Source organism: Coriobacteriia bacterium, assembly GCA_034370385.1.
Lineage (GTDB): Bacteria > Actinomycetota > Coriobacteriia > Anaerosomatales > PHET01 > JAXMKZ01.
In genome coordinates, this window is record JAXMKZ010000022.1 from 61,143 (window position 1) to 85,626 (window position 24,484).

Consider the following 24,484-nt stretch of genomic DNA (forward strand, 5'->3'; position numbering starts at 1 on the left):
CCTGCGCTCCTCTAGTCCCCGGCCATTTCCAGGGTGTGCGAGAGCTTCTCCTTCTTGGCCCTGAGATACCGGTAGTTGGCAGGACACGACTCGATCTCGAGTGGCACCTGCTCGGTAACGCGAAGCCCGTAGCCCTCAAGGCCTACGATCTTGCGGGGATTGTTCGTCATGAGCCGTATCGAGTGCAGCCCCAGATCGACCAGTATCTGGGCCCCGATACCGTAGTCGCGCAGGTCGGCGGGGAACCCAAGGGCCTCATTGGCCTCCACGGTGTCCGCACCGGCCTCCTGCAGCTCGTAGGCGCGCAACTTGTTTGCCAGACCGATGCCGCGGCCCTCATGCCCGACGATGTAGAGCACGACGCCTTCCCCTTGTAGTTCGACGCGGCGCATCGCCTCTTCGAGCTGGGCTCCACAGTCGCACCGCAGCGAATGGAACACGTCTCCGGTCAGGCACTCCGAGTGGACGCGAACCAGCACGTCTTCGCGACCGGCCACCTCCCCCTTGACGAGCGCCATGTGCGTCCGCTGGTCGGTCGTCGACGAGTACCCGACGCCACGGAACTCACCGAAACGCGTGGGGAGGGTGACATCGGCCACGCGTTCCACCAGACGTTCGTTGCGCCGGCGGTAGCGGATCAAGTCGGCCACGGTGATCATCTTCAAGCCGTGCGTCGCCGCAAACTCCTCAAGCTCCGGGCGCCGCGCCATGCTCCCGTCGGCGTTGATGATCTCGCAGATGACTCCCGCGGGAACCAGTCCCGCAAGACGCGCCAGATCGACGGCGGCCTCGGTGTGCCCCGCCCTCTCAAGAACGCCGCCCGGGCGTGCGCTCAGGGGAAAGACGTGTCCCGGCATCGACAGGTCCTCGGGCGTGGTGGCGGAATCGATGGCGACGAGCACCGTCTCGCAACGGTCTGCGGGCGAGATGCCCGTGGTGATCTTGCCTTTGGCACCGATGGAGACGTGGAACGCGGTGCCCTGCTCGGAGGTGTTGGTATCGGTCATGGGCGGGACCTTCAGGTCCTCAAGCCGATCGGATGTCAGCGGCAGGCAGACCAGCCCGCGCCCGTGGGTGATCATGAAGTTGATGGCCTCGGGCGTGGCGCGCTCGGCGGCCATGACCAGGTCACCCTCGTTCTCGCGGTCCTCATCGTCGACAACGACCAGCAGCCGCCCGGCCGCGATCTCGGCGATCGCCTCTTCAATCGAGGCAAAGGGGGATTTCGAACCCGTCACCATCGTCACTTTCCGTCCGCGAAATCACGCAGCAGATCGCCCAGACCACGCTTTGATGCGCCCTCCGCCCCTCCGCCCTCGTGCGCATACACATCAACGAAGCGCTTGACGTACTTGGCGAGCATGTCGACCTCGACGTTGACCGGTGCTCCGATGGGCTTCTCCTTGAGGGTCGTGACCTCCTCGGTATGGGGCACGACTGCAGCAGCGATGGACTCTCCCCTGATCTGAGCGACCGTGAGAGAGATCCCGTCGACCGCGATAGAACCCTTGGTGACCACATACTCGAGTAGCGTGGTCGGCACTTGGAACTGGTAAACGGTGGAGTTGCCTGACGGGTGGCGCAGCAGCAGTCGGCCCACACCGTCCACGTGGCCCGTGACAAGATGTCCCCCGAGCCTGTCGGAGAGCCGAAGCGCACGCTCCAGATTGACCTTACCCCCCTGCCTGAGTCCTCCCAGGGTGGTCTTGGACAACGTCTCGTCACTGACATCGGCCACGAATGCACCGCGGATGAACTTGGCGACGGTCAAACAGGCCCCGTCGATGGCGATAGAGTCACCGATGGCCATGTCGCGCCCGAACTCAGGCGCGTACACCTCGAGTTGGGCGCCACCGGCGACCCGGTCCGCCCGGGTGATGATGCCTTGCGTCTCAACCAATCCCGTGAACATCGAATTCCCTTCTCGGCTACGCACTTCCACACTCAGGCGAGCACCGTATCCACTTCGTCACCGCGATGTCACCGACTACGGCTGACTCGCATGCAGCGAACGGACGGGACAGCTCAGTCTGTCCTGCACACGCGTCGCCTACGAGCATCGCCGGCGCACTGTCCCCCGCGAATCCCCCGCCGGTCACGACGACGATCTCGTCGGCCACATCGGCTGACACGATGGCGTCCAGCAGACGTGGCCCCGCCTCTACCAGCACATCGTTGACGCCGTGAGAGCCCAGTGCTCGAAGAGCACCGGCTACTCCTTCATCCTCATCGTACGCCATCGTCGTGACTCCGCGGGGCAGATGCCCGCCAACCCCGTCGAGCAGCCTCTGAGGAGCCAGCAGCATGGTGGGAGCATGGGCGTCGACGAAGACGCGCGCATCAAGGGGCGGGGCCACGCTTCTGGCCAGCACCACCCGCAAAGGATTGTGCTCTGCGCGCCGGCCTGATTCGTCGCGCACGGTAAGCTCAGGGTCGTCCGCGACGACGGTGGACGCTCCCACGACGACCGCGTCGCACCTCGATCGCATGAGTCGCGTGACCTGCGCTCCAGACGGGCCGGTCATCGAGGCTCTTTCGCCGTACGTGATAGCCGGGCGTCCGTCTATCGACGCGCCCACCTTGACCGTGACCCAGGGCAGTCCGACCGCGATGCGCTTGAGCCAACCAGTGTTGGCTCGCATGAACGGTTCGGGTGCTTCGCTCACGTGGACCGCGATTCCGGCGGACGCGAGCGCTTCGACACCACCGCGCGCCTCAGCGCTGGGATCGCGCATGCCGATAGTGACCGAGGCCACGCCGGAGCTGATGAGGGCGTCGGTGCACGGCGGGGTGCGTCCGTGATGAGCACAGGGTTCGAGCGTGACGTAGACGTCTGCGCCGCGCGCCAAAACACCCGCATCGGCCAGCGCGAACACCTCAGCATGTGCCTGACCGGCGCGCGGATGGTAACCCTCGCCAACGATCCGGCCCCCCGCGACAACGACGCAGCCGACGCAGGGATTGGGTGCGGTTGCCCCGCGACCACGCTCGGCGAGCCGCAAGGCCCGGGCCAGGTAGGGGTCATCGACACCCGTGGTCACATCAGTGAATAGCAGCATCGCTGCGATGAACCTTCCTTCTCCCATCCGGACTATCACCGTCGGCTCCGGAATCTCACCGGATCGGCCCCTCTCGGGGTTCGCGGGCTGTCACCGCCGGTGGGGAATCGCACCCCGCCCTGAAGAAAGCACACCGAAGTCTAGCAGGTCAGCGACGGCAACCGCCAGCGCTACTCCCACCAATGAGGCTGCTCATCGCCCAACCGGATGCCCGCAGCGGCCAGAGCGGAGCCGTGTTCGTCTTGAACCACCACGACTCGTTCTTGGGGGAAAAAGGCTCCGAAGAACTCATAGGTTCGTGGGGGATAGAGCGCGAATGCGGCCGCCATATCCTCGAGCCCGTCATCATGAAGCTCCAGCCACTCGAGCAGGTCCTCATCGACACTAAGTCGCCTACTGGTGGTTCCGTGGGCATCCTCACAACAGCGCGGCGGACGCACGAAGAACTCCGGGACAAGCAGCGGCCCGAACGGTGAGACAAGGACCTCCGGACCGTCTCCCTGATGCAGGATGGCAACCATGTCGAGGGGCTCGATGGCCGCGAGGACCCTCACGATGTATGCCCAGTCGTGCCCGTGCACATCCTCGATGTAGAGCACCGCGTCCTACCCGAGAGCTTTCTCGCCGGCGGATCTGATGGCGTTCAAGGCGGCACCGGGGTCGGGTGTCGCAAAGACCGCGTTGCCGGCGACGAAGCACCGGGCCCCGGCATCAACGCACGGACCGATGGTGTCTGCGGTGATGCCTCCATCTACCTGAATCAGGGGGGACACACCCTCTGCGTCACAGAACTCGGCGAGCTCAGCGATCTTGCGCACACTGTTCAGGATGAACGACTGGCCGCCGAATCCGGGGTTGACGCTCATGACGAGCACCATGTCGAGTTCCCCGAGAACGTCGCCGATCAGGCCGATCGGCGTGCCCGGGTTGAGAGAGACCCCCGGAGACGCCCCGGCCTCACGGATGCTACGAAGCACACGGTGCAGGTGCGTACACGCCTCGGCGTGAACGGTGATGACGTCGGCGCCTGCCTCCAGGTACCAGTCGATGGTGGTATCGACGTTGTCGATCATGAGGTGCACATCCAGCGGCACGGAGGTCACCTGCTTGAGCGCCTTGATCACCGGAGGACCGATCGTGAGGTTGGGGACGAAGTGCCCGTCCATCACGTCGACATGGATGTAGTCGGCGCCGGCGGCTTCAACCGCGCCTACAGCATCACCGAGACGGCTGAAATCCGCCGACAGGATGGAAGGTGCCATGAGTATCCGGCTCGACACGATGGTGCTCCCCTCTTCGCGGTCTGAAGAACTAGTCGGCTGCAAGGCCCATCCCGTGCAGCTCATCGCGAGCTTCGCGCCCCATCAGCAGCACGCCCGCCTCGCGCGGATCGAGCGCTTCGTACAGCACGCGGCGCACCATATCGGTGATGGGAAGGTCGACTCCCTCGCGGGCTCCGAGTTCAGCGACCGACAAACAAGCGACCGCCCCCTCGGCTACCATCTTCGTCTTCTCGATGTACTCGTCCACCGTACCGCCCTGGGCGACGAACTCGCCGATGCCGCGGTTGCGCGAGTGACGGCTGGTGCACGTGACCACGAGGTCGCCCATGCCCGCCAGCCCCATGTACGTAAGCGGGTTAGCGCCCAGCGCAGCACCCAGGCGACTCATCTCAGCAAGACCGCGCGTCATGAGGGTGGCCTTGGTGTTGTCGCCGTAGCCGAGCCCATCGCACATACCCGCTGCTATCGCGACGATGTTCTTGGATGCGCCACACAGTTCGACCCCGACGACGTCAGGATTGGTGTACACACGGAAGAAGGGGGTCATGAAGATGTCTTGGAACAGGTTGCCGACCGAGGGGTCATAGCTGGCAACGACCGTAGCGGAGGGAATGCCCCGGCTGACCTCTTCGGCGTGGTTAGGCCCCGACAGGCCGGCGACCCGATGCTTGCCGCCCAGCACGTCCACGAGCACCTCGGTCATGAGCATGAGCGTGCCCTGCTCAACGCCCTTCGAGAGGATGACGACCGGGGTGTCGGGGTCAAGGTAGGGAACCATGGATTCTGCTGTCGCGCGAACGCCAACGCTCGGAGTGACCATCACGACCGCCTGCACACCCTCAAGCGCCTCACCGATGATCGAACTCGCACGCACGGTGACCGGAAGCGCGATGTCGGGAAGGTAGAGGGGGTTATGGTGCGCAGAGTTCACGCCCTCGGCGATTTCGGGCTCGCGAGCCCACAGCGATACCGTATGGCCGCGCTCGGACAGCAACCAGGACACGGCGGTGCCCCACGAGCCTGCACCGATGACTGCGATGTGCACGTCTACTCCTCCGTATCGCTGTGAGATCGTCCCCGGCCGCGCACCGATATCTTACGCTCCTCGCCGCGTGCGATGCGCACGATGTTGGCTCGATGCCGCCACAAGACCAGAGCAGCCAGAGCCGTCACGGTGATCTGAGTGGGCCTGTTGTCGGGATACAGCCTCAAGGTGAGCAGAGGGTACGTCAACGCCACGGCGATGGAGCCGAGCGAGACGATGCGAGACGTACTCACCACCAGTGCGAACACAAGGAGTTCGATGAAAGCGGCGGCCGGAGTGAGCACGAAGAGCGCTCCGGCAGATGTCGCCACCCCCTTGCCGCCGGACAGCCGGATGTAGGGAGAGTACGAATGCCCCACGACGGCCGCGGCCATGGCACCCACGGCAACCCATTCCGAGGTGGTCGGAGTCCAGACCGACGATGGCACGATGAATCCGGCTACCAGAACAGCCACGACGCCCTTGAAGGCGTCAAGGAACAGGGTGAAGAGCGCAGCACGCGCACCGAGCTCACGAAAGACGTTCGTCGCCCCGAGGTTGCCCGACCCGCACGTCCGCAAGTCGATGTGGTAGACGCTCTTGCCGATGATGAGCGCCCAGGGGATTCCGCCGATGAGATACGAGGCGACAAGCACGGCCACGATGCGAATCGCGAGCTCCACGTCGAACTAGTCCTTAGACCTGAAACGGAGCAGGACGGGCGTTCCGGTGAGATCAAACCGCTCACGCAGTCGATTCTCCACGTAGCGGCGGTAGTTGTCGTCGACCATCCCGGGGTGGTTGGCGAAGAAGGTGAAGCCGGGAGGCGAGGTCCGCGTCTGAGTGACGTACTGGAGGCGCAGCGACTTGCCGCCTTCGTTCTTGGTGTGCCCGAACTCGCGCATCTCGGAGAGCAGCTTGTTGAGCTGGCTCGTGGATATCTGCTGGACGTAGTTCTCGTATACGGCCGAGATCGCGCCCCATATCTTGTCTACGCTGCGACCTGTCAGCGCGCTGATGCGCAAGACCGGCGCAAAACCGACGAATCCGAGGCGATCGGTGACACGGGTGACCAAGTCATCCTTCTCCTCGATCGATTCGAGCACATCCCACTTATTGAGCAGGATGATCATCGCGCACCCACGCTCTTCAGCGAACCGGGCGATTCTTTGATCCTGGTCCGTCAGGCCGATAGTCGAGTCGATGACGAGCAGTGCGACGTGCGCCTGATCGATGGCTCGCATAGCTCTGACGAAACCGTAGTACTCGACGTCCTCATCGATGACGGACTTGCGCCTGATACCGGCGGTATCGATCAGGCGGAACCGCACACCGTCGCGCTCGATGAGCATGTCGATGGCGTCACGGGTGGTCCCCGGAACATCCGACACGATGGCGCGCTCAACGCCGGTCATGCGGTTGAGCAACGATGACTTGCCGGCGTTCGGCCGACCGATGATGGCCACGTCGATGGCGTCGCTGGGCCCTTCTTGCTCGCTTGACGGCAGTACCTCCACGATGGCGTCGAGCAAGTCCCCCGTACCATTGCCATGAGTGGCGCTGACGGGCCACGGCGTCTCCAGACCCAACGACCAGAAGTCGTAGGTCTCGGTCATGGAGCCCGGGTTGTCGACCTTGTTCACCACGAGAAAGACCGGCTTGCGCGTGCGCTTGAGGATGCGCGCGACCTCTTGATCATCGGGTGCCACACCCGTGCGCCCATCAACCAGGAAGACGATGGCATCCGCCTCATCAGCGGCCATGAAGGCCTGGTCGCGAATCGAGGTCTGGAACGCATCGGCGTCTCCGGACTCGATACCACCGGTATCTATGAGCAGGAAGTACACGCCGTTCCAGTCGGCGCGGTGATAGCTGCGATCGCGGGTGACGCCCCGTGCCTCGTGGACGATTGCGTCCTGAGCCTGGGCGATACGGTTCACGAACGTCGACTTGCCCACGTTGGGGCGACCGACGACGGCTACGATGGGCAGGGCCATGGCCCTCACTCCTCAGTTTCGGGGAACGGTCTGGAAGCGACTGAGAGCAGTCCGTCAAGCAGACCTCGAACGTCGGAGGATACCACACGGACATCCGCTCCGGCGTGCGCACCGAGCCCCTCAGCGGGGATGTCGTCAAGCGTGACCCGGTCCGCGTTGAGGACGATATCCGGCACCAGATAGACCGTGGGCCGGCTCAAACCGGACACATCGCCCGAGATGGCCGCGATCAGATCCTCGCCGGTGAGCAGGCCGGTGACCGAGACGTTGCCCCCGAAGAACCGGTTGGGCACGACAAGTAGTCGAACCCTGCCCACGGCCCCGCAGGCATCAAGGGCGCCGGCCAGCGTGGTGGCTGACATCACGCTGGTGACGAGAGTGACTCGCTCGGCGTCTGCGGGAAGACCGGCCACGGCCGCTTCGATCTCGGCACGCAGCTCCAAAGCCTCGGAAGCAAAGCTTCGAACCACGCCGATACCATTCTCGTACTGGGGGTAGTCGTCGTACCACTCCAGCGAGGGGAACGGTGCGCCCGCGTTCAAGTAGAACTCGTCGGCCAGATGCACCCAGGTCACCCCGTCGCGCTCGCGCATGGCGAACTGCCATCGCTGAACCTGCTGGATCACCGTGGCTGCAGCCAGAGGCTCGTTGTACGAGTGCGTGAACACCGACTGGTGACGCGTGAACCCAAGAGGGACCACTCCGACGCTCGAGACGCCTTCACGCTCAGCAAGCCACGTGAGTGTCGTGTCCAGTTCCGCTCCGTCGTTGACGCCGGGGACCAACACGATCTGTACATGGAGGTCGATCCCCGCTTCGACGAGCTGGTCGAATCGCTCCAGCGCGCGGTCGGAGGCGGCGCATACCAGCTTCGAGCGCACCTCAGGTGTCACGGCATGAAGGGACACGTACAGCGGTGACAGGGACTGCTCGGCCACGCGTTCGACGTCTGCATCGGAAAGATTCGTGAGCGAGATGAAGTTGCCTTGCAGGAATGACAACCTGAAGTCGTCGTCCCGCACGTACAGCGACGGACGCAACCCCGACGGTAGCTGGGTCATGAAGCAGAATGTGCACCGGTTTGCGCACGTGCGCACTCCGTCAAACAGGATGTCAGAGAACTCGACTCCCCAGGCTTCGGCCCCGCTCCGGGTCATCACCACCTCACGGTGCTCGTCGCCGGGCAGCGTGGTCAACCGGACGGTGACCGAGGCTGAGTCCGCGATCCAGCGCCAGTCCAGCACATCCCGAACCGCCATCCCGTCTGCATGGGTGATGCGCTGTCCGGGGCTGATGCCGGCGCGGTCGGCAGGCGAGCCTTGCTCGACACACGACACGATCCCCCCGAAAGCGCCGTGCTCCCGGGTAGGGCCGTAGTCCGCACGCGTGGCGCCAGCCATCACTCCATCGCCTCGATGGCGCGGATGACACCACGCATCTGTTCATCAGGTGTCGATGCGCCGGCAGTGACCCCCACGCTGTCCGCGCCCTTGAACCACGCCGTGTCGAGATCGTCATCGGTCTCCACGTGGTGGGTTCGGGGGTTGACGCAACGGCATATCTCAACGAGCCGCGTGGTGTTTCCGGAGTTGTGCCCGCCAACGACGACGACGACGTCCACCGCAGCAGCAAGCTCAGCGGCAGAAGCCTGCCTCTTGGCGGTGGCCGCACAGATCGTGTTGTGGACCAAGAGCTCGCGCACATGCGGCAACAGCGCGTCAACGACTTCAGCGAGCCGCGCCTCGGACTGTGTTGTCTGCACGACGACTCCCACTCGCCTCGACGGCAGTCGCGAGGGCAACTCCTCCGCCGACTCCACGACCAGCGCGCTCCCCCCGGCGTGCGCCATGATGCCCTCGACCTCAGGGTGGTCCGCTTCGCCGACTATCACCACCAGGTATCCGCTGCGCATCAGGGATTCAGCGGCTTCATGGGCCTTCGTGACGTGCGGGCACGTTGCATCGACCACCGACAGTCCCTTGGCCTGCGCCTCCGAGATGATGGCCGGATCGACCCCATGACTTCTGACGACGAGTGTGCCTTCGCTCACCGCTTCGAGTGACGCTGCGGTCGCCACGCCCTTCGACTTGAGCGCTTCGACCGCTTGCGGGTTGTGGATCAGGGGACCGAGGGTGCACACAGGGCCACCTTTGGCGCCCGCTTCTTCGGCCAGCTTGAGTGCACGCTCAACCCCGTAGCACACACCGGCGTGACGAGCGACTTCGACCCTCATGAGATCCTGACCCTCCGCGCTTCATCCCGCGCTGCCGCTATGCGTTCCATGATGGCCTGAGTCATGGCTTCCGTGCGCTCCTTGCGCCCGCCGACGAACTGGGCGGGGTCGATAGGCTCGCCCATAACGATCGCGACACGCGGAAAGCGTGGCAGCTTGGCGCCTGCAGGCAAGGCCTCCTCGGTGCCGGCGATACCCACCGGAACAACCGGGCAAGAGTTGCGAATGGCAAGAAAGGCAACGCCGCCATGGGCTGCTCCGAGCTCATCGGAGCTCAGGTCTCTCTTCCTTGTACCCTCAGGGAACATCCCCAGAAGGTCACCGGCGGCGAGTAACGCGCTCGCGGTCTGGATCATCTCTCTGTCCGCAGAGTCGCGTTTGACCGGGATGACCCAGAACCGATCAAGGAGGAATCCGAGCCAGCCCGTGTCCCAGAGTTCGACCTTTCCCACGAAGTGAGCGGGCCGGGGTATGGCGGACCAGATGATCGCGGGATCGAGGTAGCTCACGTGGTTACCCGCAAGGATCGCGCCGCTTTGAGGCACGTTGTTCCGACCGTGCAGCCGTACACGAAAAGCGAGCAGCAGCAAGCGTCCAAGTGTCCCGCGCACAAGACGCCCGAGCACCCAACGCGGGGAGTCATCGCCGGCCAACGGCTTGCCGCGGAACTCCTCCGAACTCATGGACTCGGCTCCTCGAAGTAGGCCACGATCCTGTCTGCGACTGCCTTAGGCCCCAGACCGGTCGTGTCCAGAACGTGCGCGTCGTCTGCCGGCACAAGAGGAGCGATCTGCCGCCCTGAATCAGCCTCATCCCGACGCAGCATCGACTCACGCACGCCGACGGGATCTACCAGTAGACCGCTTGCCGCCTGCTGCGCCGCCCTCCTCCGTGAGCGCTCTTCAGGGGTAGCCGTCAGGAATACCTTGATCTCGGCGTCAGGAAACACCACGGTGCCGATGTCCCGCCCCTCGATCACGATGTCATCTGCGGCTGCGATGCGGCGTTGCTGACCGAGCATCGCGGCCCGCACGCGCGGCATACTTGCCACCGCACTGACCGCGTCATCGACATGCGGAACACGAATCGCCGCGGTGACGTCCTCGCCTTCGATGAAGACACGAGACGGAAGGTGCTCGCCGGGCTCGTGACCGAAGGACACCTCGCACTGCTCGGCGATCTGGCCGACTCGCTCAGTGTCGTGGACGGACACGCCGCTCGCGAGGACGCGGAACGCCACGGCTCGATACATCGCCCCCGTATCAAGGTAGTGGAACCCCAGACGCTGCGCGACGAGCTTTGCAACGGTGGACTTCCCCGATCCCGCGGGTCCATCGATGGCGATGATCATAACGTCGTCTTCCTGGTCGGAGTCTGTACTTCTTGGAGGCGCGGGAATTGTACTACGGTGTGCCCCTATTCATGAGCTTTCGCAGGTCACGCAGGAACCCGGGGTAGCTGACGGCCATGGCGTCCATGTTGGACACCTCGGTCTCGCCCTGCGCTATCTGAGCGGCCACAGCCCATGTCATCGCAAGCCGGTGGTCCCCCAGCGAATGAAGCGTGGCGCCCGAAAGCTCCCGAGTCCCGTCCACTTCCAGCCAGTCAGCGCCCGCCCTGACCACGACTCCGAGGGCCTCAAGGCCGTCGGCGATGGCCGAGAGCCTGTCGCTCTCCTTGACACGCAACTCGCCCACGCCCTCGAAACGCGTGGTTCCCGATGCACATGCGGCGGCAAGGGCGAGGATGGGAATCTCGTCGATCAGTGAAGGAACCTCGGCGGCGGTGACTGTGGTGCCGCTCATGACCGGAGAGTACGCGGCGCAGATGGAGCCGACGGGCTCGAGCCCCGCTGATTCGCTCTCATCGAACGACACATCAGCGCCCATGCGCTCGATCACCCTCAAGAACCCGATGCGCGTGGGGTTGAGAGACACGTGGGATAGCGTGATCTCGCTGCCGGGAATAAGCAGGGCGGCCACGACGAGGAATGCCGCTGAGCTCGGATCGCCCGGCACCGCGAGTTCGGTTCCGTACAGATGGGTCGGCCCGTACACGGTAACGCCGTGTACGGGGTCGAGATCGGGAAGCACACCGAATGCAGGCAGTAGGCGCTCGGTGTGGTCGCGGCTGGGATACGGTTCACTCACACTCGTGGGACCGCTCGCGCGCAGGCCGGCAAGCAGAACTGCGGTCTTGACCTGAGCGGACGCAACGGGACTCGCGTAGTGCGCGGGAATCAGATCGGAGCTACCCCGAACGGTCACGGGAAGGGTCCCGTGCGGTGTCGTCTTGAAGAGGGCACCCATCGCTTCGAGGGGATCGACGACGCGGGCCATGGGACGCTTCGAAAGCGATGCATCGCCGATGAGCGTGGCGTCGATGGGCCACCCTGCCAACACGCCCATCAGCAGCCGGGCGGTGGTACCCGAGTTGCCGCAATCGAGCGGGCCGGCCGGCTCGTGGGGTCCGCGTTCGCCCCATCCGAGCACCGACAGGGAACCGAAATCCTCCCCGGACTCATCGTCTGCCTCGATGTGCGCCCCCAGCGCGCGACACACACGAATGGTCGATCGAACATCCTCGGATGCCAGAACGCCGACCAGATGCGATCGCCCTTCCGCCATCGATGCGAAGAGCACCGCGCGGTGTGAAAGGGACTTGTCCCCGGGAACCTGCACCGTGCCCCTAAGGGGTGGAGGGAAGCTCACCGTGCTCACGTGTCACTCCCCGCCTCTACGATCTCCAGCGGTGAGAAACTCGCTTCGTACCCGAGGTCTGAAAGCTCCTGGGCGAGTTGCGTGACGTTACCTTCGTCAGTAAGGACCAGCACCAGAAGGGCGCGGTCCTCGGTCTCGTGATCGATGTCGATGCCCTCGATGTTGCATCCTGCGCGCGAGACGGCGCTCGTGACCTCGGCCACGACCCCCGGACGGTCGACCATCGGGACGACCAGCTCGGTGAGCCGGGCGGTTGCAGGCACCCACTGCTGCGGCAGCGAACGGCGCACATCGGCAGCTGAAGTCAGCCAGCTGCGAATGGACTCCGCATCGCCTCCACGCACCATCGCCTCGAACTCACCAAGCGACATCCTGAGCTCACGCAGGCCTGAAGCGAGCGCATCTGCGTTGTCGAGGCAGATGCCCGTCCACAGCTCAGGTGAACCCGCCGCGATACGTGTGGTGTCCTTGAACCCGCCGGCCGCCAACCGCAAGATCTCTCCGCCCTGCCCCGCGTGGGCGCCTGCGACGTCGCACAGTGCCGCCGCTGCGACGTGAGGAACATGACTGACGACGGCCACCGCCTCATCATGACGTTTGGCGTCCACCGAAACGACCCGGGCACCAAACGCGCTCACCAGCGCGTGCACCCGACGATACGCGTCAGGATCGGTGTCGGGCGCGGGAGTGAGCAACCAGTAGGCACCGTCAAAGAGGTCTCCCCGAGCTGCTTCAACACCGCTTCTCTCCGATCCGGCCATGGGATGACCGCCGACGAAGTGCGTGGGATCACTCAGGTGCTTGCGCGCGGACGCCACGACCCCCGTCTTGGTCGAGGCGACGTCGGTGACTATTCCCGTGAAGCCCGCAGCCCCGATCGTCGCAAGCCACTCCTCGGCATGACGGGCGGGGGTGGCGACAACGATCAGGTCGCTTCCGTCTGACTCGATCCAGCCGCTTGCCTCGCCCGATCCGGCCAGGGCGCATTCGTCGATGATCCCGAGCTCCAGGGCTCGGGCAACGCTGACGGGATCGGTGTCGACACCGCGTACGATGGGAGGGTCAGCGAGCTGCTTGCACGCAGCCGCGAAGGAGCCCCCGATAAGCCCGACTCCGATCACGCAGACGCTGTCGAACACGCGGCCCGAGCTCATCTCTCCCCGTTCACGAGCGTCGGCCATACCGCTTCGAATGCGGCGATCGTGGCGTCGGTGTCATCCGGGGTGCCGATACCGACGCGCAGAGCCGGGGCGGTGCCGAAATCCCGGACGATCACCCCCTGCGACAACAGCCCGTCGAAGACCTCGCGCGGTGCGTCGGTGCTGATGTAGACGAAGTTGGCCTGTGAGGAGAACCACGTGATTCCCAGGCGATCGAACGCTTCGCACAACCGCGAACGTTCGGCCGCATTCTCGGCACGACGAGAGGCCACTTCGGCTTGGTCCTCCAGCGAGTAATAGGCCGCGACTTGCGCCACGGTATTGACGTTGAACGGCTCACGAACCTTGTTCACGGCGGCTACCATCGCCTCTGGCATGACGCCGTACCCGACCCTCAGGCCCGCCAGCGAGTAGATCTTCGAGAAGGTGCGCAAGACCACAAGCGGGCGCTCGCCGTCAAACCGGGAAAGCGAGTCCGGGTAATCGTCGTCGGTGACGTACTCGTAGTAGGCCTCATCCACCACCACAAGGACATGCGGCGGAACCGCATCGAGGAAGCGATGAAACTCCCCGGAGCCGACCATCGTTCCCGTCGGGTTGTTGGGATTGCACACGAAGACGAGTCTGGTCTGAGGGGTGATGGCAGCAAGCATCGCGTCCAGGTCATGCGTCTGGTCTGCGGTCAGAGGCACCCGGATGGCTGTTGCTCCCATGAGCTGAGCGACCATGGGGTAGACAACGAAACTCGGCCACGCGAACACCACCTCGTCACCGGGACGAAGGGTGCTCTGAGCCAGAATGCGCAGCAGCTCATTGCTCCCATTGCCCACAACAACGTGGCGCTCTTCGACATCCAGGTGCGCTGCCAGCGCACGCTTGAGCGCCCTACACGAACCATCGGGGTAGATGTTGGCACGCGATACGACCTCTTGCATGGCCCGAACCGCCAGAGGGACGGGACCACGGGGGTTCTCGTTGCTCGAGAGCTTGTGGACCGTGCCGCCGCCGATCTTCTCGCGCACCTCGCTCGCGCGCAGCCCCGGCGCGTAGGGCACCAGGGGGGCCAGCTCATCGCGGATCAGACTCTCCCAGTCCATAACCTACTCCCCTCACCTTAGGAGCCGACCGCAGTCATCGGCGAAAGGCTACCACTCAACGTATGCCGATTGTCGCATACGCGGGATTGGCGACGCGACGCTCGCAGACCCCGTACGCGCTTATCCCTCGACGTATCTCTCCAGCGTGCCATGGCCGTCCACGACGCGAACGGTGGCGAGTTGGGCGTTGTGGATGTGGAACGCCCAGATATCAGTACTTGCTAATCCGAGCAGCGCTACGAGCGCCGCACGAAAGACGCCGCCGTGCGTGACGACCGCGTGACGACCTCCTTGAGCGATCAGCTCACGGCAGAACTCGGACGAGCGTCGCTCGATGTCGGCTCGTGACTCGCCTCCTGGTGCCACGGGGCGCTCTCTATCCCGGTAGTTGAAGGCCATTCCGGCGGCTGCGACCTCTTCAAACGTCATGCCCTCCGCCTGACCGAAATCCAACTCCATCAGCCGGGAGTCGACATGAACCTCGTGCCCGCAGGCACGGCCGGCCGCATTCGCAAGCACCAGTGCACGCTCAAGGGGGCTCGACCACACGACGTCTGGCTTGAAGTGCACGACTTTACGGGGTACCCGGCGCAGCTGCGCACGCCCGGTTCTGGTGAAGGGCGCGCTCCCTCGTCCGACCAAGCGTCCCTCGACGTTCGCAGTCGTCTCGGGATGCCGCACGAGCAGTATCTCGCACGTCATCACCCGAAGACCCCGTTAACCAACGCACCGGCCACAAGGATGAGCGTCCCCACAACGATGATGCTCGCGCCCATGACGTCACCGGTGACACCACCCACGCGTTTCGCGATGTAGTGCGGAACCACCAACGCCGAAGCCATGCCGGCACCCATCAGTATCAGACCGATGACCCCCTGAATCGCATACGCGCCCCCAGCGGTCAACACGCACACGGCGAGCGCGATCGCGACCTCCGATAAGCGGGGGCGGCCCATGACGGAGCGCCCGAGCCCGCCGTCCCGCGCAGGTTCCCCGATCCACGCCGCGATGGTTGCCGCGAGACGACCGACGACCGGGGCGATCAACAGCGCAGCTGAAGACGTCGCCAACAGGCTCGATGCGGCCGTGACCTGGACGATCACCACCAGCGCGACACCGGTGGCACCGAAGGCCCCGGTACGCGAATCAGCCATGATGGCGAGACGACGCTCAGCAGAGTCGCCACCCCACCACGCGTCGGCCACGTCAGCCAAGCCGTCGTAGTGAAGCAACCGGGTGACGAGCGCGCCGGCAAGTACCATGAGCGCCCCCATAAGCCCGCCGACGCTCTGCGCGACGGAGACGGGCACCGCCGCAGCGAACGAGTAGGCGACCCAGCCGAACACCAGTCCGACAGCGGCGAACCAAGCGGCCACGCCCGTACGCTCCCTCTCGGGCCACAGAACGCCTGAGGGCACCACCGTGAGCAATGCTAGGGCGAGCCGGGCATCTCGCAGAACGGGGCGCTTACCGGTGTCGTCAGTCACTGTGCTTGCTCACTGACGCCTGCTTCGGCAAACGTGGCCATCCCTGACATCACCCTGCAGGCGGCATCAACGAGTGCGAACGCCAGGGCCGCCCCCGTGCCCTCTCCAAGGCGCATGTCGAGCTCGATCACGGGCCGCAGGCCGAGTGCCTCCATCTGGACCGCATGCCCGGGTTCGGCCGACAGGTGGCTGGGCAGGAGATAGTCGCGCACGGCAGGACACAGGGCGACCGCCGCCATCGCTGCCGCACCCGATATGAAGCCGTCCACCACGACGACGACCCTCTCCTGCGCACACCCGATCATGACACCCGCAAGTGCGGCGATCTCGTACCCTCCGAGCGCCGAGAGCACTCCAAGGGAATCGAGCTCAGTCGCGCGGTTCACGAGCACGGCTTGCGATACGACCTGGGTCTTGTGCGCGACACCGGAGTCGTCCAGTCCGGTGCCACGTCCGACCACCGTCTCGGCGGCCGCTCCGGCAAACACGGCCGTGAGGGCCGAGGCCGACGTGGTGTTGCCTATGCCCATCTCACCGGTTCCGATGAGCGAGTACCCCCGTTGGGCGAGTTCGCGCGCCGCTGACACCCCCTCGAGCACCGCCTGAGCGCACTCCTCGCGACTCATGGCGGGGCCTAGGGCCATGTTCGCCGTGCCGGGAGCCACCTTCCTCACGATGACGCCCTCGATGTGCGAGACATCGCATGCCACCCCGACGTCGTACACGACGACGTCGGCTCCGACCGAGGCCGCGATCTGGTTGATGGCTGCTCCACCGTTTGCGAAGTTCGCGACCATCTGCCACGTCACGTCCTGCGGATACGGCGAGACCCCCTCGGCCACCACCCCGTGGTCCCCCGCCGCAACAACGATCACCTTGCGCCCGCAGGAGGGGCGGTCGGTGCCTTGGACTCGGGCCACGCGCGCGGCGATGTCTTCCAGACGGCCGAGCGAACGGGGAGGCTTCGTGAGCGAGTCCAGACGCTTCCAAGCCGCTATCTCTGCGTCCGGGTCGGTGCCCACGATGGACCCGGTCACGGTTGACAGCTGCAACTCATACGACGAGATGTCGTCGGTCACGTGTGTGCTCCTCGCGTCCAAGGGTTCAGTCCTCCGGCCAGATGATGCGCCCGGGAAGGCCGCGGATATCGACGGCGCGACCCGCCACGCACAGGTACCCGGCGTCGGAGTTGGCGACGAGGCGCGAGTTGGAGCGTCCCATCAGATCGCGAAACAGCCGCGCCGAGGCCCACTCGGGAACGACGCCCTCGCCCACTTCGTTGGTGACGACTATGGTGGCGCCCTTTGCGGCGCACAGTGCGTCGACCACGCGGGCCACGGCGCTCTCGACCCGGTCGACGTACTCGGGCTTCAGAAGCGTGTTCTCATCGGCCCCGGGCGCGTCCCCCCTGAGCGCTTCCCACGCTGAGGACATGATGCCCGACACGCATGAGCCCAGACAGTCCACGAGAACGGCCTGCTCGCCGGAGAGCTGCGCCAACCATGAGTCGTCTCCCGCGTCCACCTCGACGACCTCGAACCCCTCGGGCCGGTCCGCACGATGTCGCTCAATACGCGAGACCATCTCCGCATCCGCTTCGACCCCGAAAACGATGACGGTAACCGCGTGACCACGGGCCTGCAAGTCACTTGCGAGCCTCTGCGCCATGCGGGACTTGCCGCTTCGAGCGCCACCCGTCAAGACCACCAGACCCATCTACGATTCACCGTCCTCATTGGCTACCGCGTCTCTGAGGGCAGTGACTTCCTCAGCGCTCAACCGGCGCCACCGCCCGGGCTCGAGGCCCCCAAGCGACACCGGACCGAAGGTCACTCTCTCCAGTTCAATCACGGGATGACCCACTGCGCTGAACATACGTCGGACCTGGCGCTTGCGTCCCTCGGTGATGACGATCTCCATCAGTGATCGCGGACCGATGTTCTCAAGAACCTCCACCACTGCCGGAGCAGTCATGCCGTCGTCCAGCTCCACCCCCACCGACAGGGCGGCCAGGTCCTGCTCGTCGGGATGCCCATCGACCAGCGCGCGATAGCACTTGGGCACCTTGCGGCGTGGATGCAAGAGCCGGTGCGAGAGTTCACCATCGGTGGTGAACAGCAGCAATCCCGTGGTGTCGAAGTCCAGACGTCCAACCGGGAACAGGCCCGGGTGCTCCTCCACCGGCACGTACTGAGCAACCGTCACCCGGCCCTCAGGGTCCCGCATCGTGGTCATGACGCTTCGTGGCTTGTGAAGAGCGAGATAGGTGCATTCAGCGGCGATTCCGACGGTGACCCCGTCAACTTCCACCACGTCGACTGCGGGGTCGACCTTAGCGCCCATCTCGGTGACAACGACTCCGTTGACCCGTACGCGGCGCGCGCTCATGAGGCTCTCGCTGCCCCTGCGAGAGGCCACCCCGCTCCGTGCGAGGAAACGCTGGAGGCGCATGGGGAGGAGGAGCCCGTCGTCGCGTGCCTCAGTCACGGCTCTAGTCCACCACTGCGATCTCGTCCTCATCCACGTCGCCGTCGACCTCGATGCTCAAGGGTCCCTGCGTGGCCGACAGTCGATCGCGAATCGCGCGCTCGGTATCACCGTCGGGCGCGAACTCGTCGATCGGCGGCAGCTCAGAGATGTCCTTGAGCCCGAACTTCTCGAGGAACGTGCGCGTTGTCGAGTACAGGATGGCGTTGCCCTGATTCTTGTCTCGGCCGGCCTCGCGGACAAGCCCCTTCTCCATGAGTGAGGCGATGACGCCCTCTGAGTTCACGCCGCGAACGGCATTGACTCCTGCACGGGTCACCGGCTGGTGGTAGGCCACGACGGCCAGAGCCTCAAGAGCTGCCTGTGACAGCCGCCGCGTGTCCCACGACAACACGTAGGCCTCGATGATGTCGTGGTGCGCGGGATGGGTGTAGAGCCTCCATCCTCCCGCGACCTCTCTGAGCTGGAAACCGCGCTCCGCCTCCCGGTAGTCCTGTGCAAGCCCCGCAAGCGCCGACTCGACATCGCCCGGTGAAGCATCAAGAACCTTAGCCAGGCGAGCAGCGCTCACCGGCTCATCGCTCACGAAAAGCAGCGCCTCGACGGCACCTCTCATACTTGATTCCGCCGTCATCAGTCGTCCTCTCCACGCCAGCCGCGTGTTGCGGCTTCCTCTGGGCTCAACTGGGTGATGATGATGTCGCCGAACTGCGACTGTTGAGTGACTTCCACGACCCCACGCTTGTAGAGCTCGAGTACGGCAAGGAGCGTCACAACGACGATCTCAGGGTCGGAGTCGACGCCGATCAGTTCGCTGAAGGATGCCGTCCCGGATCGCGCGATGAGCCGCCTGACGCTCTCCGCATGCAGTTCGAGCGAGATGGGCATGCTCGCGACATGCTCGGCCTCGAGCAAGATCACCTCACGCCGGTGCTCGAGCTCCGCGCAGATGAGCGCAAGGGCGTGAAGGGTCAGGCCCTCGAGGTAATCGGGCATGAGCCCGAGAAAGTCGACTTCAAGCCCCGCCTGACGCGGGTGTTGCCGGCCCTCGTTCTCCATACGCTGGGATAGCTCGGACGCGGCGTTCTTGAACTGCTTATAGGCAAGCAGTCTGCCGATGAGGATGTCACGCGCCTCGCCGGGGCTGAGATCATCGAGTTCGTCACCGATGAACGCATCGGCCTTGGGAAGCAGGGATGCGGCCTTGATCTCCAGGAGCGTCGCGGCCAGGAGCAGGAACTCACTGGCCACATCGAGGTCGAGATCGTGCATCCGTTCGATGTGATCCAAGTACTGGTCAGCCACGTTCGTGACGTTGATGGCACCGACATCGAGCTTCTGCCGGCTGACAAGGTGCAGCAGAAGATCGAACGGACCCTCGAAGACATCTGTCTTGACCGTGTAACCCACGCGCGTGGCCGCCTACTCGCCTGCGTCGAGGAATGACGGCCGGGACTCCTCGACAGCAGTGTCATGAGTCGCCGGACCGATACCGGCAGAGCGCTCCGTGCGAGGATCGAGGCCGATGAGCTCACGGCACGTGGCCACGACACCACTGGTCACCGGCTTGGCCTTTCCGGCGCCTGCGGACAGGACCTCGGCCGCATAACCGGGGCGCGCCGCAAGCTCGGCACGCTTCGCGCGAAACGGCGCGAGGTAGGCGACGAGGTCATCGGCCAGCTTGCGCTTGTGGGCGACGCAGCCGCAGTCTGCCACGCGGCAGCATCGGTCCCATTCGGCGATCTCTTCGGCAGGTGCGATGAGCTTGTGCACCTGGTGGAGGGGGCAGATGTCCGGGTCACCAGGGTCGGTCTTGAGCTTGCGTGCAGGGTCGGTCATGAAACTCATGACCTTGGTCCGCATCTCATCTTCGGAATCCGAGATGAAGATGGAGTTGCCGTACGACTTGGACATCTTGCGCCCATCGGTCCCGGGAACACGCGCTCCGGCGGTAGCGATGATGGCTTGCGGCTCGACCAGAAACTCACCGTAGGTGTTGTTGAAGCGCCGCACGATCTCACGTGTCAACTCGAGGTGCGGCAACTGATCCTCGCCCACGGGAACAGCATCGGCCAGAACGATAGCGATATCAGCCGCCTGGAGCGCCGGGTACAGGAAGAACCCGACGTTACCGAGATCCTTCGTGGTCACCTGCGCGCGCTGCTCCTTGTAGCTGGGCGTACGTTCCAGCCACGGCATGGGCAACACCATCGAGAAGTAGAGCATCAGCTCTGCAACCTCGGGTACGTCACTTTGGCGATAGATCGTGCAGACCTCAGGGTCCAGGCCGGCTGCGCACCAGTCGAGAACCATCTCCTCGGTGTACTGCGTGACACCCGAAGGGTCCGCCCAGTCGCTCGTGAGGGCGTGAAAGTCGGCGATGAAGTAGTACGCATCGTATTCGTGCTGCATGCGCAGCATGTTCTGAAGATTACCGAACCAGTGGCCCAGGTGGAGCTTTCCGGTGGGCCGGTAACCGGTGAGAGTTCGCTTCTTGGTCACGCGTGAAATCCCCTCGATTATGCGTTCGCGGCGAGTGCGGATGATTGTAGCGCAGCAGCGATAGGGCGTTGTCGCGATACGCCGCCAAACGCAGTCGGCCGGCTCCCCGACGACCGTGCGTACACCAAGCCCGCTACCCCGGCAGCAACAGGGCCATGAGTGGCTCGACCGTCCAGCTGAAGTAGACGCCGAGCGGGTTGAAGTTCGTCAGTGCGGGGATTCCCCACAACAGCACCATCAGCACACCGAATGAGTACTTCTGCATCTCGTACCACTTCATCAAGGCCCGGTCGTTCAGAAACAGCGGAACGACGCTTGACCCGTCCAGCGGCGGTATGGGAATCAGGTTGAAGAACATCAGCCACAGATTCGTCTGGGTGAGCAGTACGCCGATCAGGTAGAGCCATTGGGCGATTCCCTCACCGAGGATCGCTCCCGCGAAGAGGGCCATCCACGCGAGGGCGGCGCCGACAAGGGCCAAGCCCAGGTTGGCCGCTGGTCCGGCGACCCCCGTGATGAGGTCACCTTGGCGAATATCGCGGAAGTAGCGCGGGTTCACCGGCACGGGCTTGGCGTAGCCGAAGATAGGGCCCCCGCCCAGAGACAACAGCAAGGGCAGAAGCACCGTGCCGAAGGGATCGATGTGCCGTATCGGATTGAGGGACAGCCGGCCCGCGTTCTTGGCGGTGGGATCCCCCAGTCGAAACGCGGCGTAGCCGTGCATGTACTCGTGCACGGTGATCGATATCAGTAACAGCCCAAGCTGGATGATCGTCTGGGTACCGACGTTCAAGCGGGGTCCTTCCGAGAAGAAATGAGCCCCGCACGCACGGACCGCCTACGCAGATTGGCCAGCTCAGCCTCTCGCCCAACGGCGCGCCCGTCGACGAGGTCGTCACGAGTACGCGCCAGTATAGCCGAGAAGGCTTCGGATGGTTCGGCCCCCAAGGCGATCAGGTCCGCACCGCTCACCGACGGTCTGATCGCTGCAAGGGTACGCACGTAGCGCTCGATCCGCGACCGGCTCACGTCACTGCCGCGCGCCCATAGGATCGCGATGGTCTCCGGAGCCAGATCCTGAAGCATCCGCACCAGCCTCGAATCACGCATGCCGCGTCCGTCGGCGAGTGCCTTCTCCGTCCCCCCGCAAGCCGACAACTCGAGTGAGGCCCTCGCGCCGTCGCGCCCGATGCGGTAGTGGCGAATCCAACGCTCTATACCGTCTCGCCGACCCGCTCCGGCAAGCCCAGCCAGAAGCAGTCCGGTCCGATCGAGCCGCGTCGCCCCCTCGAAGAGACCGTCTGCCGCCACAAGCGCCTCGGTCACCGAGTAGAGCGCCGCTGACCCCGACCCGCCGACGGGCAGAATCTCCGCAAGCGCCCCCAGCTCGTCAAGTCTGCGCAGGACCGAGACCGGGTCGGCCTCGGATAGAACGTCGAGCAGCTCTTCACGGACACGGGCGCCCGACACCTCAGAGAGCAGATCCAGCTCAACGGCACGCACCGCATGCTGCTCGGTGTCTGCATCCATGTCGAACCCATACCGTACCTCGAAGCGTGCGGCTCGAAGCACCCTGGTCGGGTCTTCGACGAAGGACAGTCCGTGCAGCACACGTACCACGCCGGCGTCCAAGTCGCCCAGGCCGCCGAACGGGTCAGCAACCTGGCCGAAGCAGCCCGGATCGAGGCATGCAGCCATCGCGTTGATGGCGAAGTCACGCCGGAACAGGTCCTGGCGCAGCGTCGACCTCTCCACGGTGGGGAGAGCGCCGGGTCGGCTGTAGTACTCAGAGCGACTGCTCGCGATGTCGACGTGAAGTTCCTTGCTGACCACCAGCACGGCCGTACCAAATCGCAAATGGCTGCGCGCCTGTATCCCCAAGGCCTTGGCTGCGGCGTCACCGAACGCCACGCCATCGCCTTCCACCACGATATCGATGTCGAGATTCTCACGTCCGATGAGCATGTCGCGCACGAATCCGCCGACGACGTGAGCCCGAACCCTTTGGTCGGCTGCGACCTGGCCGAGCACCTCGAGCACACCCCGCGCCTTCGGGGGAAGCAGGGCCTCGACGCCCGCCTTGAACCGGCGTGCGGCACCCGGGCTTCCGGCAAAGGGACCACCCTCCAGATACGAGGAGCCGTGCTGTGCACGTAAGACGTCCTTGCGCGTCACGATGCCGACCATCACCCCGTCCTCGACGACCGGGACGCGCCCGATGCCCCTGCTCGCCAACAACCGCTCGAGTTCAGGCAGGTCGGCTTCAGGTCCGACTGTGACGACGCTGCGCCCCATGAAGCCCTTCACCGGTGCGTGATCGAGCTCGTGACGGAGAGCCTTGTCGACGTCCTTGCGCGTCACAAGACCCATGAGTATCTGGCCATCGACCACGGGCAACCCGCCGTGCCCCCAACGGGCCATGACGTCACCCGCCGCCCGCATCGACACCTCGGGCCCGATCGAGCGAACCGGAGAACTCATCACATCGCTCGCCGTGACCGGTGGGCGCACCTCGGCCTCAAGGGCACCACGGACTCGGGCGAGAGCTTCAGGGATGCTGAGCTCACGGAAGCCGGCTGACGCCGCTTGTGCGTGACCACCTCCCCCGAGGTGTGCCATCACCGCGCCCATATCGACCTCGGCCAGCCGCGAGCGCGCTACGACCTGGAGCCGTTCGGGCATGCTGACGATCCCGATGGCGGCTCGATACCCCAGATCCTCAACGACGTAGTGGGTCAAAACGCTGGCCGAGTCGACATACTCGTCGGCGGAAGCGACGCCGACAGCGATGCGTTGCCCGTTGATTGGCCAGACTTCGAGAGACTCCTCGAACTGCTCGAGGAGGTCTCTTTGGGCGGGATCGAGGGCCCGTGAAAGAAACTGGTTGAGTACCTCGATGTCGGCCCCGCGCGCCAGCAACCAGGCTGCTGCATCCGCATCGAAAGCGGTGGTTCCCGGGTAGGTCAGCGACCCGGTGTCCTCATGGATACCGAGCAGATACAGCGACGCTTCCAACGGAGGAGGATCAAGGCCACGCCGCCTGAGTTCGTGGACGAGAATGCTCGTAGTGGACCCGGTGTCGATGCTCCGGTCGTCCGCCCCGACCAGATCTCCTTCCTGAGGCCGATGGTGATCGTAGATCACGACCTCCACGTCCGCGCGCGTCACGACTTCGGACAACTCTCCGATTCGGCGCGGATCCCGGGTGTCAACCATCACGACTGAGTCGATCTTGGCAAGCTCGAGACCCTTGAGATCGGTGAAGGGCAGGAACTCCTCGTGCAGGTTGTGAAAGGCGCGGACGTTCGCGTTCTGAGAACCGAGGTACACCCCGAGTGAGCCGTCGAAGAGCCGGGCAGCTGCAACGGTGGACGCGTACGCATCGAAGTCAGGATTCGCATGTCCTACGACGATGCGCACGGTGGGCGACCTCTC

General features: G+C 64.7%; 25 protein-coding genes and 1 riboswitch. All 25 genes read right to left on the bottom strand.

The window, feature by feature from the left end; translation table 11 throughout:
• Nucleotides 1-11: 11 nt before the first annotated feature.
• The 25 genes from U1E26_05130 to U1E26_05250 all read right to left on the bottom strand — a co-directional run bounded on the left by U1E26_05130 (nucleotide 12) and on the right by U1E26_05250 (nucleotide 24,469).
• A complete protein-coding gene (locus tag U1E26_05130; protein ID MDZ4169018.1) occupies nucleotides 12-1,241 on the bottom strand; it encodes a bifunctional 3,4-dihydroxy-2-butanone-4-phosphate synthase/GTP cyclohydrolase II in 1,230 nt (409 codons plus the stop codon).
• A 2-nt stretch (nucleotides 1,242-1,243) separates the two neighbouring features.
• Entirely contained in the window at nucleotides 1,244-1,912 is a 669-nt protein-coding gene (locus U1E26_05135; GenBank protein ID MDZ4169019.1) for a riboflavin synthase, read from the bottom strand.
• A 16-nt stretch (nucleotides 1,913-1,928) separates the two neighbouring features.
• Nucleotides 1,929-3,086, bottom strand: a complete 1,158-nt coding sequence (gene ribD / locus U1E26_05140; GenBank protein MDZ4169020.1) for a bifunctional diaminohydroxyphosphoribosylaminopyrimidine deaminase/5-amino-6-(5-phosphoribosylamino)uracil reductase RibD — start codon at nucleotides 3,084-3,086, stop codon at nucleotides 1,929-1,931.
• Nucleotides 3,071-3,190, bottom strand: a riboswitch (FMN riboswitch). Its footprint overlaps the gene before it by 16 nt.
• A 39-nt stretch (nucleotides 3,191-3,229) precedes the next feature.
• A complete protein-coding gene (locus U1E26_05145; protein MDZ4169021.1) occupies nucleotides 3,230-3,658 on the bottom strand; it encodes a hypothetical protein in 429 nt (142 codons plus the stop codon).
• Nucleotides 3,659-3,664: 6 nt separating this feature from the next.
• A complete protein-coding gene (gene rpe / locus U1E26_05150; protein MDZ4169022.1) occupies nucleotides 3,665-4,339 on the bottom strand; it encodes a ribulose-phosphate 3-epimerase in 675 nt (224 codons plus the stop codon).
• A gap of 31 nt (nucleotides 4,340-4,370) precedes the next feature.
• A complete protein-coding gene (locus U1E26_05155; protein ID MDZ4169023.1) occupies nucleotides 4,371-5,387 on the bottom strand; it encodes an NAD(P)H-dependent glycerol-3-phosphate dehydrogenase in 1,017 nt (338 codons plus the stop codon).
• A 2-nt stretch (nucleotides 5,388-5,389) separates the two neighbouring features.
• Complete coding sequence (gene plsY, locus U1E26_05160; protein ID MDZ4169024.1) at nucleotides 5,390-6,049, bottom strand: glycerol-3-phosphate 1-O-acyltransferase PlsY; 660 nt, start codon at nucleotides 6,047-6,049, stop codon at nucleotides 5,390-5,392.
• 6 nt (nucleotides 6,050-6,055) lie between these two features.
• Entirely contained in the window at nucleotides 6,056-7,363 is a 1,308-nt protein-coding gene (der, locus tag U1E26_05165) for a ribosome biogenesis GTPase Der (protein MDZ4169025.1), read from the bottom strand.
• 5 nt (nucleotides 7,364-7,368) lie between these two features.
• Nucleotides 7,369-8,763, bottom strand: a complete 1,395-nt coding sequence (locus U1E26_05170; protein ID MDZ4169026.1) for a DUF512 domain-containing protein — start codon at nucleotides 8,761-8,763, stop codon at nucleotides 7,369-7,371.
• Nucleotides 8,763-9,596 carry a 4-hydroxy-3-methylbut-2-enyl diphosphate reductase gene (locus U1E26_05175; protein ID MDZ4169027.1) on the bottom strand — a complete coding sequence of 278 codons (834 nt, stop codon included), beginning with the start codon at nucleotides 9,594-9,596 and terminating at the stop codon, nucleotides 8,763-8,765. Before U1E26_05175 ends, U1E26_05170 begins: the two co-directional genes overlap by 1 nt.
• Nucleotides 9,593-10,279 (bottom strand): lysophospholipid acyltransferase family protein, encoded by a 687-nt coding sequence (locus U1E26_05180; protein MDZ4169028.1) that lies wholly within the window; start codon nucleotides 10,277-10,279, stop codon nucleotides 9,593-9,595. The genes U1E26_05175 and U1E26_05180 overlap by 4 nt, the downstream gene beginning before the upstream one ends.
• Complete coding sequence (gene cmk / locus U1E26_05185) at nucleotides 10,276-10,947, bottom strand: (d)CMP kinase (protein MDZ4169029.1); 672 nt, start codon at nucleotides 10,945-10,947, stop codon at nucleotides 10,276-10,278. Before cmk ends, U1E26_05180 begins: the two co-directional genes overlap by 4 nt.
• A 52-nt stretch (nucleotides 10,948-10,999) precedes the next feature.
• Nucleotides 11,000-12,316 carry a 3-phosphoshikimate 1-carboxyvinyltransferase gene (aroA, locus tag U1E26_05190; protein MDZ4169030.1) on the bottom strand — a complete coding sequence of 439 codons (1,317 nt, stop codon included), beginning with the start codon at nucleotides 12,314-12,316 and terminating at the stop codon, nucleotides 11,000-11,002.
• Nucleotides 12,313-13,470 (bottom strand): prephenate dehydrogenase, encoded by a 1,158-nt coding sequence (locus tag U1E26_05195; protein MDZ4169031.1) that lies wholly within the window; start codon nucleotides 13,468-13,470, stop codon nucleotides 12,313-12,315. Before U1E26_05195 ends, aroA begins: the two co-directional genes overlap by 4 nt.
• Nucleotides 13,467-14,573 (bottom strand): histidinol-phosphate transaminase, encoded by a 1,107-nt coding sequence (hisC, locus tag U1E26_05200; protein ID MDZ4169032.1) that lies wholly within the window; start codon nucleotides 14,571-14,573, stop codon nucleotides 13,467-13,469. The genes U1E26_05195 and hisC overlap by 4 nt, the downstream gene beginning before the upstream one ends.
• 120 nt (nucleotides 14,574-14,693) lie before the next feature.
• On the bottom strand, nucleotides 14,694-15,275 hold the full coding sequence (locus U1E26_05205) for a histidine phosphatase family protein (GenBank protein MDZ4169033.1): 582 nt from the start codon (nucleotides 15,273-15,275) through the stop codon (nucleotides 14,694-14,696).
• Nucleotides 15,275-16,060, bottom strand: coding sequence for an adenosylcobinamide-GDP ribazoletransferase (locus U1E26_05210; protein ID MDZ4169034.1), 786 nt, complete (start codon nucleotides 16,058-16,060; stop codon nucleotides 15,275-15,277). The genes U1E26_05205 and U1E26_05210 overlap by 1 nt, the downstream gene beginning before the upstream one ends.
• Nucleotides 16,057-17,139 (bottom strand): nicotinate-nucleotide--dimethylbenzimidazole phosphoribosyltransferase, encoded by a 1,083-nt coding sequence (cobT, locus tag U1E26_05215; GenBank protein MDZ4169035.1) that lies wholly within the window; start codon nucleotides 17,137-17,139, stop codon nucleotides 16,057-16,059. Before cobT ends, U1E26_05210 begins: the two co-directional genes overlap by 4 nt.
• A gap of 25 nt (nucleotides 17,140-17,164) precedes the next feature.
• Entirely contained in the window at nucleotides 17,165-17,776 is a 612-nt protein-coding gene (locus U1E26_05220; GenBank protein ID MDZ4169036.1) for a bifunctional adenosylcobinamide kinase/adenosylcobinamide-phosphate guanylyltransferase, read from the bottom strand.
• Nucleotides 17,777-18,547 (bottom strand): pseudouridine synthase, encoded by a 771-nt coding sequence (locus U1E26_05225; GenBank protein ID MDZ4169037.1) that lies wholly within the window; start codon nucleotides 18,545-18,547, stop codon nucleotides 17,777-17,779.
• 4 nt (nucleotides 18,548-18,551) lie between these two features.
• Nucleotides 18,552-19,181, bottom strand: a complete 630-nt coding sequence (gene scpB / locus U1E26_05230) for an SMC-Scp complex subunit ScpB (protein ID MDZ4169038.1) — start codon at nucleotides 19,179-19,181, stop codon at nucleotides 18,552-18,554.
• Nucleotides 19,181-19,957, bottom strand: a complete 777-nt coding sequence (locus U1E26_05235; GenBank protein MDZ4169039.1) for a segregation/condensation protein A — start codon at nucleotides 19,955-19,957, stop codon at nucleotides 19,181-19,183. The genes scpB and U1E26_05235 overlap by 1 nt, the downstream gene beginning before the upstream one ends.
• 12 nt (nucleotides 19,958-19,969) lie before the next feature.
• On the bottom strand, nucleotides 19,970-21,049 hold the full coding sequence (trpS, locus tag U1E26_05240; GenBank protein MDZ4169040.1) for a tryptophan--tRNA ligase: 1,080 nt from the start codon (nucleotides 21,047-21,049) through the stop codon (nucleotides 19,970-19,972).
• Between the two features lie 133 nt (nucleotides 21,050-21,182).
• Entirely contained in the window at nucleotides 21,183-21,842 is a 660-nt protein-coding gene (locus U1E26_05245) for a site-2 protease family protein (protein ID MDZ4169041.1), read from the bottom strand.
• Nucleotides 21,839-24,469 carry a CBS domain-containing protein gene (locus U1E26_05250; protein MDZ4169042.1) on the bottom strand — a complete coding sequence of 877 codons (2,631 nt, stop codon included), beginning with the start codon at nucleotides 24,467-24,469 and terminating at the stop codon, nucleotides 21,839-21,841. Before U1E26_05250 ends, U1E26_05245 begins: the two co-directional genes overlap by 4 nt.
• Between the last annotated feature and the right edge of the window lie 15 nt (nucleotides 24,470-24,484).